Origin of the sequence: Paracidovorax wautersii, assembly GCF_900113035.1 — a bacterium.
In the GTDB taxonomy this organism is placed as follows: Bacteria; Pseudomonadota; Gammaproteobacteria; order Burkholderiales; family Burkholderiaceae_C; genus Paracidovorax; species Paracidovorax wautersii.
This window is the reverse complement of sequence record NZ_FONX01000005.1, coordinates 317,503-330,349: the sequence shown is the minus strand read 5'-3', so window position 1 is coordinate 330,349 and position 12,847 is coordinate 317,503. Positions and strand designations below refer to the sequence as shown.

The window sequence follows — 12,847 nt, the reverse complement described above, 5'->3', positions numbered from 1 at the left end:
TGATGGAACCCCATGACCTCTGACACCCGCCTGGTGGAGCTGTCCGCCAACGAGCTGCGCCACCGCATCGGCCAGCGCGAGATCTCGCCCGTCGAACTGCTCGAAGCCTGCATCGAACGCATCGACGCGGTGAACCCCTACGTCAACGCCATCACGGCTACCTGCTACGACCGTGCCCGTGCCGAGGCCCGCGCGGCCGAACAGGCCGTGCTGCGCGGCGAGCCGCTGGGCCTGCTGCACGGCCTGCCGTTGGGGGTGAAGGATCTGGAGGCCACGGCCGGCCTGCTGACCACCTATGGCTCGCAGATCTACCGCGAGCACATCCCCGCCGAAGACAACGTGCTGGTGGCGCGGCTGCGTGCGGCGGGCGCCATCGTCACGGGCAAGACCAACATTCCCGAAATGGGCGCGGGCGCCAATTCGCGCAACACGGTGTGGGGTGCCACGGGCAACCCCTTCAATCCCAACCTGAACGCGGGCGGTTCCTCGGGCGGCTCGGCGGCGGCGCTGGCCTGCGACATGCTGCCGGTCTGCACCGGCTCGGACACGGGCGGCTCGCTGCGCATCCCGGCAGCCAAGTGCGGCGTGGTGGGCTTTCGGCCCTCGCCCGGCGTGGTGCCCAGCTCGCGCAAGCTGCTGGGCTGGACGCCGCTCTCGGTCGTCGGCCCCATGGGCCGCACGGTGGCCGAGGCCTGCCTGCAGCTGGCCGCGTCGGCGGGCCTGTCGGCCGGCGACCCGCTCAGCTATCCGCTGGACCCGATGAGCTTTCTGGACCCCGAGCCGGTCGATCTGGCCGGCCTGCGCGTGGGCTACACCGAAGACTTCGGCGCCTGCGCGGTCGATGCCGGCATCCGCCGCAGCTTCCGCGAGAAGATCACCGCCATGCGGCACCTGTTCAAGCGCTGCGACCCGATCGACTTCGACCTGGGCGACGTGCACCGCTGCTTCGACGTGCTGCGCGCCGAGGCCTTCGTGGCCAGCACGCGCGACGCCTACCAGCGCGACCCAGAGAGCCTGGGCCCCAACACCCGCGCCAACTACGAGATGGGCGCCGCCATGTCGCTGCTCGACAGCGCCTGGGCGCAGGCCGAGCAGACGCGCATCCTGGCGCGTTTCCAGCAGGCCTTCCGCGACTTCGACGTGATCCTGGCGCCCACCACGCCGGTCTCGCCCTTCCCGTGGACCTCGCTCTTCGCCAGCCACATCGACGGCGAGGCCCAGGCCAACTACTACCGCTGGCTGGGCCTGACCTACGTCACCACGCTGACCACCCACCCTGCGCTCAGCCTGCCGTGCGGGCGCGACGAGGCGGGCATGCCCTTCGGGCTGCAGATGGTGGGGCCGTTCCGGGGCGACCATTTCACGCTGGGCGTCGGCCAGTCGCTGGAGCAGGCCTTTGCCGGCATCGCGGGGCTGCAGCGGCCCCGGCCCGATCTGGCGGCGCTGGCGCGGATGCCGGCGGAGCCGGCGCTGGCCTCCATCGTCACCCAGGCGCCGCATCCTGACGACGTGCGTGGCGTGGCGCGTGCCGGGGCGTCGGCGTCTGCCGCCACGGTCTCGGCTGTCTGAATTCGGGGCTCGGCGCTCCGGCAGCCCTGCGCCAAGGCTGAGCCGGATCGCCGCAGGCTGCGGCGCCTGCTCAGGCGTAGGTGTTGACCTGGGTGCCCAGGGGGCCGGAGCCCGCGAGCGGCGGGTTGGGCGGCGTCGCGGTGCCGTTCCCAGGCGCTGTGCCCGTGTTCGAGCCAGTCCCTGTATCGGGCTGGACTTCGGCCAGCGATTCCAGCATGCCGGCCTGCAGGAATCCGCCATCCATCGCCCCCGGTTCGGCCAGGCCTGAATAGGCCTGTAACAAGCCGCCCTGGGGCACGGAGCCGAGCAGGGTGCTGTCCAGCATGCCGGTCTGCAGCAGGCTGGCTTCTCTCAGGCCCTCCTGCAGGGTGGGGTCTGCCGTGCCGGGAGTGGGCGGCGGCACGCCTCCCAGCGTCTGGTTGTCCAGCAAGGCTGCCTGCAGGGAGCCGGAGAGCACGGCGGACGGGCCGAGCAGCGCCAACTGGTCGGCCTGCTCGAAATCCTGGACCTGCTGCAGCGCGTTCGCGTGCGCCGTGGGGTTGGATGCGTCGAACCCTGCGCTGCTCAGGCCGGGGAGGGTGGGGGAAAGGGAAACGTCCATACGAACTCCTTGGGTGTTGGCAGCCTCGCCACGGCCACCATCATTTCCACCCCTTGGAGGCTTCTCAGGCGAAAGCGTTCACTTGCGTGCCCAGCGTGCCGGAGGAGGCGAGCGCTGGCTGGGGCGAGGGCAGGGCCTGCAGCAGCGTGGCTGCGGCGGTTGCCTGAGTGTCCATGGCTTTCTTCAGCACGGCAACACCCACGGCATTGGACGTCTTGGCGTTGGTCACCGCGCTGGCGGTGTTGACGATGGATTGGGAGAGCGAAACGTCCATGGAAGACTCCTGGTGGTGTGCCCGAACGTCAGCGGGGTGCCGGCATGCAGGTGCAGTCCGCTGCTTTATCGGCAGATCGGCCGGCAGGTTGAGCCTCAATTCCTCAATATCTTCAATCCAGCGCGTTGCTGCCATAGGCACCGCAGGCGGCCAGGTCCGAATCCGAGAGGCGCGGCAGCTGGGAGGCGGCCTTGCGCAGCGCGGTGCGCAGGCCTTCTTCCAGCACCGGGTGGTAGAAGGGCATGCCCAGCAGCTCGGCCACGGTCAGCCGGCGCTCGATGGCCAGGGCCAGCAGGTGGGCCAGGTGCTCGCCATCGGGCGCGCACAGCTCCGCGCCCAGCAGCCGGCCGTCGGCCTTGTCGGCATAGACGTGCAGCAGGCCGTGGTTGCGCTGCGCCACGCGGGCGCGGCCCTGGTCCTCGAAGTCCACGCTGCCGGTCACGAAGTCGCTGCCGTCCGATTCAGCCGATGGTTTTTTGCGCTCCTCCAGCGCGGCATGGCGGCGGCCGATCACGGCCGCGTTGGGCTGCGTGAAGGCGATCGCCAGGCGGGTGCGGCGCTTGAAGTGGTGGGGCTCGTCCGCCATCGCGTTCAGGCCGGCGATGTGGCCTTCATCGGCCGCCTCGTGCAGCAGCGAGCGGTCGCCGTCCACGTCGCCGGCCATGAAGACGCGCAGCTCGCCCACCTGCATGGAGCGCGGGTCGATGGGCGGCAGGCCCTTGTCGTCCAGCTCCAGGCCGAGCGTGTCCAGGCCCATGTGCTCGATGTTGGGGCGGCGGCCCAGGGCGGCCAGCACCTGGTCCACCACCACGGTGGTGCGGCCATCGGTCACCTCGATGCCGCCGGCCACCTCGCGCAGCTCGACTTCGCCGCCCAGGTGCACGCTGAATTCGTCCTTGAAGCTTTCGATCAGCGCGGCGTTGACCTGCGGGTCGCTCAGGCCCGCGACGGTGCCCTGCTTGCTGAAGGCCGACACCTCCAGCCCGAGCCGCGCCAGCGCCTGGGCCATCTCGGAGCCGACCGGGCCCAGGCCGATCACCGCGATGCGCGGGCCCAGGGTGGGCTGCTCGAAGAGGGTGTCGGTGGTCAGGATGCGGTCGCCGAACGCCAGCCAGGGTTCGGGCACCACCGGCCGCGAGCCGGTCGCGATCACGATGTTGCGCGCCCGGTGGATGGTGCCGTTCACCTCGACCCGCTGCGCATCCAGCAGGCGCGCCCGGCCGGAGAGGGCGCGCTCGCCCGCGTCGGTCGAGCGCAGCGTGGCCTCGACGAAGCTGTCGCGCACGGAGCGCACCCGCTGCAGCACGGCAGGCAGGTCGGCCGAGAGGCCTTCCCCGCCGCGGATGCCCAGCGTTGCGAGCTTGCGCCGCGCGTGGAAGGCGTTGCCGGCCTCGATCAGCAGCTTGGACGGCATGCAGCCCACGCGCGCGCAGGTGGTGCCCCAGGGGCCGTCGTTGACGATGAGGTATCGGTCGGTACGCTTGCGCACTTCGCGCAAGGCCGCCAGGCCGGCGGAGCCGGCGCCGATGATGATGACGTCGAGGGTGTCGCTCATGTACGCAGTCCTGCTTCAGCGGAAGAAAAGAAGATGGCTGCGGCAGTGTCGCTGGCGGCGGCGCACGGCGATGTAGGCGGCAAGGCCCTGTGAGTGCGCAGTCAGGCCGCGCCTGGGGCGGGGCGGCGTCAGTCCTGCACCGGATGCCAGCCGACCCGGCCCTGGCCCAGGTCGTTGATGCGCTGCACGAACGCATCGGCCTGCACCTGGGGCAGGCGCAGGCGCAGCACGACCTGCGAGGCATGCTCCACCTGCAGCAGCTCGGCGCCGGCGGCTTCGGTCTCGCGGCGCAGCAGGCCTTCCAGCGCATAGGGCACCTCGCATTGCAGCGTGGCCATGCGCTGCAGGATCACCTTCTCGGCTCCCAGCAGGGCCTGGGCCACGGTGTCGGTGTAGGCCCGCACCAGGCCGCCCGCGCCCAGCTTCACGCCGCCGAAGTAGCGCACCACGGTGGCCAGCACGCCTTCCAGATCCTGGTGGCGCAGCACGTCGAGCATGGGCCGGCCGGCGGTGCCGCCGGGCTCGCCGTCATCCACGGCGGCGGACTGCCCGCCCGCCAGCAGCGCCCAGCAGATGTGGGCTGCATCGGGGTGCTGCTTCCAGAGCGCATCGACGGTGGCCTGGGCGCTGGCGCGGTCGGCCATGGGCTGCACGCAGCCGATGAAGCGGCTCTTCTTGATGATGATTTCGCTGTGGGCGGGGGCGCTCAGGGTCTGGGGCATGGGGCGCAAAGTCTAGGGCAAGGCCGGGCCCGTCTGGCGCCAGGCCATGTGCGCGCCTGCTTGAGCCACGTCAATGCCGGCCACAACCGTCTGCCTAAGAATGGCCTGGCCGATGCATGCGCGCAAGCGTCCATCGTTTTGCAGGCCCCGGGCCTGCCATCCTTTTCTCTCATCGAAGGCAAGAAGAACATGGCTATTTTCTGGAAACCCCTGGTGCTGGTCGCGGTGTTTGCCGCCGCTGTGGCGGGCCCCGCCCGCGCGGCCGACTGCTCCGCCGAGATCGACGGCAACGACGCGATGCAGTTCAGCAAGGCCAGCATCGCCGTGCCCGCCAGCTGCAAGCAGTTCACCGTCAAGCTCAAGCATTCGGGCAAGCTGCCCAAGACGGCCATGGGCCACAACTGGGTGCTGACCAAGGCGGCCGATATGCAGGGCGCCCTGGCCGATGGCATCGCCGCCGGTGCGGCGAAGAATTTCGTGAAGGACGGCGATGCCCGCGTGATCGCCCACACCAAGCTGGTGGGCGGCGGCGAAAGCGATGCGGTGTCGTTCCCCGTGGCCTCGCTCAAGACGGGCGAGTCGTATGCGTACTTCTGCTCCTTCCCCGGCCATGCGGCCCTCATGAAGGGCACGCTGACGCTGGCGAAGTGATGCCTTGATGCGGGTTTGAGGGCGATGGCTGTGGCCTTGGCGCCACGGCCGGGGTGCGAGACGGGAGAGGAGGGGTGGCGACCTACAGCGCGGCGGCAGGAAGCCTTCTAGGCTCGGGCTTGCATCGCCTGCACTGCCATCACCCCGCGCCGCCTCAGCGCCGCTCCAGGAAGCCCGCCATGTTGTCCTTCAATCTGCCGTTCGCCTTGACCCGCCTGTTCTCCGCCCCGTCGTTCGTGGGCGAATCGCCGGCCACCGCTGCGCTGCAGCCGGCGGGGGCGATGCAGGCGCTGCCTGCCGCCCCCTCCATGCTGCTGTCGGCCTACGACGAGCCCCCGGCCGATCTGGATCAGCGCGTGCGCGCTTCGGGCGAGTGGTGAGCGCCGGCAGTCGCCCGGCTCACTTCCGGCCTGCGGCCGGTCACTGCAGCTGAGGCGACAGGCCCAGGGCCGCGCGCGAAGCCGGCTGCAGCTTGAAAGTCGAAACCGCCGCGAACAGCTCCTGCGCCTGCTGCTGAAGGCTGCTGGCCGCAGCGGAGCTTTCCTCCACCAGTGCGGCATTTTGCTGGGTGGCCTCGTCCATCTGGTTCACGGCCAGGTTCACCTGGGCCACGCCGCTGCTCTGCTCGGTGCTGGCGGCGCTGATCTCTCCCACGATGTCGGTCACGCGCTTGATCGACGACACCACTTCTTCCATGGTGCGGCCCGCACGTTCCACCAGGGCCGAGCCGGCTTCCACCTGCGTCACGCTGTCGGTGATGAGGCTCTTGATCTCCCGTGCGGCCTGCGCGCTGCGCTGCGCGAGGCTGCGCACCTCGCTGGCCACCACCGCGAAGCCGCGGCCCTGGTCGCCGGCGCGGGCGGCCTCCACCGCCGCGTTGAGCGCGAGGATGTTGGTCTGGAAGGCGATGGAATCGATCACGCCGATGATTTCGGCGATGCGGCGCGAGCTTTCGTTGATCCCGCGCATGGTCACCACGACCTGGCCCACAGCCTCGCCGCCTTGCTGCGCCACGCCGGAGGCCCCCTGCGCCAGCTGGTTGGCCTGCTGGGCGTTGTCGGCGTTGTGGCGCACGGTGGAGCTCAGTTCCTCCATGGTGGCGGAGGTCTGCTGCAGCGCGCTCGCCTGCTGCTCGGTGCGCAGGCTCAGGTCGCGGGCGCCGGCGGCGATCTCGGTCGATCCCGTGACGATGGAGTCGGAGGCGTTGCGCACCTGGGCCACCATGCTGGCCAGGCTGCGCTGCATGGCGGCCAGGGACGCCATGACGCTGCCGTCCGCCAGGGCGTGGGTGGTCTCCAGCGGGCTCAGGTCGCCTTCGGCGACGCGCTGTGCCGCCAGGCCTAGCTCGGCTGGTTCGGCGCCCAGTGCCCGCACCAGTCGCCGCGCGATGACCACGCCGGAAGCGATGGCCATGGCCAGGGCGCCCAGGCAGGCCACGATGAGGATGTTGCGCTGGGCGGCCAGGCTCTCGCTCGCGGCTTCCTGGGTGGCCTGGGCACGGAGGTCGGCATCGGCGACGAAGTCCCCGGCCTTGCCCGTGAGCTCGGCCAGCAGGGGGCGGCATTCCTTGTCGATCTTGGTGACGGCGGCCTGGTGTTCGCCTGCCACGGCCAGACGGACGATGTCGCGCGCGACCGGGCCATACGAGGATTCGATGCGGGTCAGTTCGTTCAGCAGGCCACGGGTCGATGGGGGCGCGACGCCGTCCTTCGCGATGGACTGGGTGAGCGCTGCCAGGTCCTTCTGCACATCTTCATCCGCCTTGCGGACCAGCGTGAGTTCCTTGTCGATGTCCGAGCGTTCGGTGACGAGCACCAGGTTGCGCACGGCGATGGCCCGCCGGCTGACCGCATCGCGCATGCTGCTGGCCATGTCGGACTGCGCCTGGATGCCATGCACGTAGCCGTTGAAGTTGTCGTTCGCAGAACTCAGTGATCGCAGGGACAGGGTGGAAACCACGAGCACCATGATCACCAGGGCGCCGAAGGCGAGGCCGAGTTGTTTCTTGACCGTCAGGCGGGTGTGTTGCATAGAGGGTGTCTCCGAAGGAGTGGGTTTTGTGTCATTTTTGGCATTGTTGTTTCATTAGGTAAGCTTGCGCACTGTCAATTGCAAACAACCATTGACGCGGTAGGGCGGAGCTGGGCGTGCCTCGGAGCGTGTGGCGGAAATGCGTCGGGAGCCGCAGCGGCTGCCGGCATGGATGCCCCCTCCGTCCCCAGGGTGGCGAGCGGGGTGCCGGGGCGCTTCGGAGCGCGAGCCTCTAGAATCCACGGCCCCCCGCCAACACCAATCCAATGAACGCCCCTGTCGACGTTTCCTTTTTCGCGCGCGCCGCCAAGCCGCTGACGAGCTACCGCCCTTACTGGGCCAAGCGCTTCGGCACGGCTCCGTTCCTGCCCATGAGCCGCGAGGAGATGCAGCAGCTGGGCTGGGACAGCTGCGACGTGATCCTCGTCACCGGGGACGCCTACGTCGATCACCCCAGCTTCGGCATGGCGGTGATCGGCCGCACGCTGGAGGCGCAGGGCTTTCGCGTGGGCATCATTGCCCAGCCGGACTGGCAGAGCGCCGAGGCGTTCAAGGCGCTGGGCCGGCCCAACCTGTTCTGGGGCGTGACGGCGGGCAACATGGATTCGATGATCAACCGGTACACGGCCGACCGGAAGATCCGCAGCGACGATGCCTACACCCCCGGCGACGTGGGCGGCAAGCGCCCCGACCGCGCCGCCATCGTCTATAGCCAGCGCTGCCGCGAGGCCTACAAGGACGTGCCCATCGTGCTGGGCGGCATCGAAGGCAGCCTGCGCCGCATCGCCCATTACGACTACTGGAGCGACAAGGTGCGCCGCTCCATCGTGGTCGATTCCAAGTGCGACCTGCTGCTCTACGGCAATGCCGAGCGCGCCCTGGTCGAGGTGGCCCACCGCCTGGCCGCGCGCGAGCCGGTCGAGCAGATCACCGACGTGCGCGGCACGGCCTTCGTGCGCCGCCCGGGCGACGAGACGGCCGCCGGCTGGTTCGAGATCGACTCCACCGACGTCGATGAGCCCGGCCGCGTCGAGGCCCACGTCAACCCCTACATGACGACCAGCGAGCAGGCCGCCGCCCAGGGCAGCACCTGCAGTAAGGAGGATGCTCCTGAATCGATAGCTGAAGGCCCAGGCGCCGCCTGCGCTAGCGGCCCCAAAGATGCCAAGCCGGCCGCCCAGCCCATCCAGTTCGTCGCCAACCCGTCGCTGCGGGTCAAGCTCAAGGTGCCGCCGCGCGAGAAGAGCGTGATCCGCCTGCCGAGCTACGAGCAGGTCAAGAGCGACCCGGTGCTCTACGCCCACGCCAACCGCGTGCTGCACCTGGAGACCAACCCCGGCAACGCCCGCGCGCTGGTGCAGGCGCACGGCGAGGGCGCCACGGCGCGCGACGTGTGGATCAACCCACCGCCCATCCCGCTCACCACGGCCGAGATGGACTACGTGTTCGACCTGCCGTATGCGCGCGGCCCGCACCCGAGCTATGCCGACGAGAACGGCAGCCACGACGGCGCGACCAAGATCCCGGCCTGGGAGATGATCCGCTTCAGCGTGAACATCATGCGCGGCTGCTTCGGCGGCTGCACCTTCTGCTCGATCACCGAGCACGAGGGCCGCATCATCCAGAGCCGCTCGGAGGATTCGATCATCCAGGAGATCGAGGACATCCGCGACAAGGTCAAGGGCTTCACCGGCACCATCTCCGACCTGGGCGGCCCCACGGCCAACATGTACCGCCTGGGCTGCAGGAGCCCCGAGATCGAGGCCGCCTGCCGCAAGCCCAGCTGCGTCTATCCGGGCATCTGCCAGAACCTCACCACCGACCACGGCCCGCTCATTAAGATCTACCGCCGCGGCCGCGCGCTCAAGGGCATCAAGAAGATCCTGATCGGCTCCGGCCTGCGCTACGACCTGGCCGTGAAGTCGCCCGAGTACGTCAAGGAACTGGTGCAGCACCACGTGGGCGGCTATCTCAAGATCGCCCCCGAGCACACCGAGCAGGGCCCGCTCACCAAGATGATGAAGCCGGGCATCGGCAGCTACGACCGCTTCAAGCAGATGTTCGAGCAGTTCAGCGAAGAGGCGGGCAAGAAGCAGTTCCTGATCCCGTACTTCATCGCAGCCCACCCGGGCACGAGCGACGAGGACATGATGAACCTCGCCATCTGGCTCAAGAAGAACGGCTTCCGCGCCGACCAGGTGCAGACCTTCTACCCGAGCCCCATGGCCACGGCCACGGCCATGTACCACTCCGGGCGCAACACCCTCACGCGCGTGCGGCGCCAGATGCGCGACGCGGACGAGGAGTCGGTGGACATCGTGCGCGGCGAAAAGCGCCGCCGCCTGCACAAGGCCTTCCTGCGCTACCACGACCCGAACAACTGGCCGCTGCTGCGCGATGCGCTCAAGGCCATGGGCCGGGCCGACCTGATCGGCAACGGCAAGCACCATCTGATCCCGACCTTCCAGCCGATGACGGATGGCAGCTACCAGAGCGCGCGGCGCAGCAACAGCACCGTCGCTCCGGCCCGCAAGACGGTGCAGTCCAGCAAGCCCGTGCCGGGCCGCTTGCTCACGCAGCACACCGGCCTGCCGCCGCGTGCTGGCGTGGGGGGTGGTGCCGCCAAGCCCGCGGGTGGCGGCTCACGCCCCGCCGGCAACGGCGGAAAACCCGCCGCCGGCAAACCGCTGCGCCGCGGCCGCTGAAGGCGGCGGCCGGCGGGCCGGCTGCGCCGCGGCGAAGGGCAGGGGCGGGGCGATGGCGTTGCCCTGCGCATGGTCCACGCCCATCTCCCGCAGCGTCTCCAAGGTGGCCGGGGTTTCGGCGTATTCCGCGATGGTTTCCTTGCCCATCACGTGGCCGATGTGGTGGATCATCTGCACCATCGCGCGGTGGGCCTCGTCCTGCGCCATGCCGCGCACCAGGCCGCCGTCGATCTTGAGATAGTCCACCGGCAATTGCCGTAGGTAGGTGAACGAGGACATGCCGGCGCCGAAGTCGTCCAGCGAGAAGCGGCAGCCCAGCTGCTGCAGATCGCCGATCAGCCGGATGGCGTTGGACATGCGCGCGATCGCGGCCGTCTCGGTGATCTCGAAGCACAGCATGCCGGGCGGCACGGCGTGCAGCGCGATCTGCTCGCGCAGGAAGGCCAGCAGGCTCTCGTCGCCCAGGCTGGTGCCCGACAGGTTGATGGCGCAGCGCTCGATGGCGGGGCCGATGCCCTCCGCCCGGCGCCGGGCCAGCTCGGCCAGGGTGCGGCGCACCACCCAGCGGTCGATGGCGGGCATGAGCCCGAAGCGCTCGGCCGCGGGGATGAACTGCGCTGGCGCGCTGCCGTCGGTCCGGCCGTCTTCGAGCCGCAGCAGCACTTCCAGATGCAGGCCCGAGCTTTCGCGCTGCAGCGGACGGATCTCCTGCGCGTAGAGGCTGAACAGGCCCCGGTCCAGCGCTTCGCGCAGCCGCTGCATCCAGTCGATGTCGCTGTCGCCGGCAGGCGGTGCCGCGGTGTGCGGCTGGTGGACGTGCACGGTGTTGCGGCCCCGCTCCTTGGCGCCGTAGCAGGCCATGTCGGCCACGCGCAGCACCTCCTGCAGGGAATCGAGCGCGGGCGCCAGATGCACGAGGCCGATGCTCACGCCCGTGCGCAGCACGCGCTCGCCCCAGCGCATGTGCAGCGATTCGGCGCCCTGGCGCATTTCGTTGGCGACCTGCAGCGCTTTCTCGGGCGGGCAGCCGGCCAGCAGCACGCCGAATTCGTCGCCGCCCAGGCGCGCCAGCGTGTCCTCGGCGCGCAGCCCGTTCTGCAGCAGCTGGCACACGGCCAGCAGCATCGCGTCGCCGGCCTGGTGGCCGCAGCTGTCGTTGATGAGCTTGAACTGGTCCAGGTCCACGTAGAGCAGGCTGCCCCGGGTGGGCTGCGTGCCGTGCGGCTCGCCGCCCGGCAGGGGCTGGGCCAGCAGGGCGTGCAGGCGGCGCTCGAACTCGCGCCGGTTCACCAAGCCCGTGAGCGGATCGTGCGTGGCCTGCCAGGAGAGCTGCTCCAGGTATTGCTGCTCGCGCCGCATGTCGCGCAGCACGAAGACCGCGCCCGAGATCTCGCCCTCTTCGTGCAGCGGCGAGCCGACCACGGTGACGGGCAGCGTGCTGCCGTCTGCACGCTGCAGCGCGAGCATGCTGTCGCCTTCGTGCAGCGGCCCTCCGTGGAGCAAGGCGCGCTCCAGCATCGGTGCGAGCGGACAGGCATTGGCGCCGGCCGAAAAGCGCATCAGCTCCTGCGCGGGGCGGCCGCCGGCCTGCTGCAGGTTGAGGCCCAGCATGGCTTCGGCGGCCGGGTTCATATAGGCCACGCTGCCATCCACGCGTGTGGTGACCACGGCGTCGCCGATCGCGGCCAGGGTGGCGCGGGCGTTCTCGCGTTCGCCCTGCAGGGCGTTTTCCAACCGGCGGCGCTGGGCCTGCAGCTGGCGCGTGAGCCACAGGGTGCACACGATGAGCAGGGCGGCGGTGCCGAGGTTCACGGTGAGCAGCAGCCGGCTGATCTGCCGCGTGGCGTCGCCCAGCGCCAGGCTGAAATCGATGGCGGCCGGCGTGGCCGCTTCGTCGATGGCCTGGATGCGCTGGTGCCATTGCCGGCGCGTCGCCTCATCGGGCGGGCCGGCGGTGGAGAGGTGGGCGCGCATTTCCAGCGAGAGATCCTTCAGTTGCAGCAGGCTGGCATCGCCCAGTTCCCAGAGAGCGATGGGTTTTTCGAGCAGCGCCGAACGCTGGAAGTGGCGGATCAGGAAGACCAGGTCGCCCGCGTCGCTCGGATGGTTGCCGCCGCGCACCGCTGCGGCGTACGCCCCCGCGGTGTCGGCCGGGTCGGCCAGCGCGGACTGCCGCGCCTGCCGGTCGGCCAGCGGCACGCTCAGGGCCTGCTCGAAGCGCGCCAGGTGCTCGGGGCGGCCGGTGTCGGCATACAGGCTCAGGTAGCGCACCGCGTCCTTCTGGCCCTTGCTCCACTGGCTCTCGTCATTGACCAGGGCCCGCAGCGCGGACATGAGATGGATGCTGCCCGCCGCCAGCGCCACCTGCAGCAGCACCATGGCGATGACGGGCCAGGAGCGGCGCAAGGTGTGCCGCAGCTGCGCGATGGGCGAAGGCTGCTGCGGCTGTTTGCTCATGGTGATGCCTGCTAGCGCACGGGACGGCCGGCGGGCCCAAGCCTTCCGCCGCACGGCCCGTGCAGTGCGCCGGGGCGGGGTGGAAAGAGGTGGCAGGCATGCGCTTCCATGGCAACCACTATAGCGACGAAGCGCCTGTTTGCGGGGCCCTGGAAGCCCTCGGTCCGGGCCGGGTTGGCGCGCATCGTGCGGTGGGCCGCACGCCGGTCTTGACCTTGGTCAAGAAAGGTTCGCGGTGGCCCCGGGCGCGCGCTGCGTGTCGGACGGAGCCGTCCGCTGGCG

The 12,847-nt window shown here is 70.0% G+C and carries 10 protein-coding genes; 4 read left to right on the top strand and 6 right to left on the bottom strand.

All coding sequences use genetic code 11. The features are described from left to right. The first annotated feature begins 12 nt into the window (after window positions 1-12). Window positions 13-1,569 carry an amidase gene (locus tag BM070_RS10365; protein ID WP_092939508.1) on the top strand — a complete coding sequence of 519 codons (1,557 nt, stop codon included), beginning with the start codon at window positions 13-15 and terminating at the stop codon, window positions 1,567-1,569. A 70-nt stretch (window positions 1,570-1,639) separates the two neighbouring features. On the opposite strand, the gene BM070_RS10360 is transcribed toward BM070_RS10365, so the two are convergent. From BM070_RS10360 to BM070_RS10345, 4 genes are all read right to left on the bottom strand, one after another. Further along, window positions 1,640-2,170: a hypothetical protein gene (locus tag BM070_RS10360; protein WP_092939507.1), complete on the bottom strand. Its 531-nt coding sequence runs from the start codon at window positions 2,168-2,170 to the stop codon at window positions 1,640-1,642. A gap of 64 nt (window positions 2,171-2,234) precedes the next feature. After that, window positions 2,235-2,444: a putative motility protein gene (locus BM070_RS10355; protein ID WP_092939506.1), complete on the bottom strand. Its 210-nt coding sequence runs from the start codon at window positions 2,442-2,444 to the stop codon at window positions 2,235-2,237. A gap of 112 nt (window positions 2,445-2,556) precedes the next feature. Continuing rightward, window positions 2,557-3,999 (bottom strand): dihydrolipoyl dehydrogenase, encoded by a 1,443-nt coding sequence (locus BM070_RS10350; RefSeq protein WP_092939505.1) that lies wholly within the window; start codon window positions 3,997-3,999, stop codon window positions 2,557-2,559. A 128-nt stretch (window positions 4,000-4,127) separates the two neighbouring features. After that, a complete protein-coding gene (locus BM070_RS10345; RefSeq protein WP_092939504.1) occupies window positions 4,128-4,721 on the bottom strand; it encodes an IMPACT family protein in 594 nt (197 codons plus the stop codon). Between the two features lie 189 nt (window positions 4,722-4,910). Here BM070_RS10345 and azu point away from each other — a divergent pair, with 189 nt between their 5' ends. Continuing rightward, window positions 4,911-5,372 (top strand): azurin, encoded by a 462-nt coding sequence (azu, locus tag BM070_RS10340; protein WP_092939560.1) that lies wholly within the window; start codon window positions 4,911-4,913, stop codon window positions 5,370-5,372. 179 nt (window positions 5,373-5,551) lie between these two features. Then, entirely contained in the window at window positions 5,552-5,752 is a 201-nt protein-coding gene (locus tag BM070_RS10335) for a hypothetical protein (protein WP_092939503.1), read from the top strand. 40 nt (window positions 5,753-5,792) lie between these two features. Here BM070_RS10335 and BM070_RS10330 read toward each other — a convergent pair whose 3' ends face one another. Continuing rightward, entirely contained in the window at window positions 5,793-7,403 is a 1,611-nt protein-coding gene (locus BM070_RS10330; protein ID WP_092939502.1) for a methyl-accepting chemotaxis protein, read from the bottom strand. 266 nt (window positions 7,404-7,669) lie between these two features. On the opposite strand from BM070_RS10330, the gene BM070_RS10325 reads away from it, so the two are divergent. Then, a complete protein-coding gene (locus BM070_RS10325; protein ID WP_092939501.1) occupies window positions 7,670-10,108 on the top strand; it encodes a YgiQ family radical SAM protein in 2,439 nt (812 codons plus the stop codon). On the opposite strand, the gene BM070_RS10320 is transcribed toward BM070_RS10325, so the two are convergent. After that, window positions 10,046-12,565: an EAL domain-containing protein gene (locus BM070_RS10320; RefSeq protein WP_092939500.1), complete on the bottom strand. Its 2,520-nt coding sequence runs from the start codon at window positions 12,563-12,565 to the stop codon at window positions 10,046-10,048. The genes BM070_RS10325 and BM070_RS10320 overlap by 63 nt on opposite strands. Window positions 12,566-12,847: the final 282 nt, after the last annotated feature.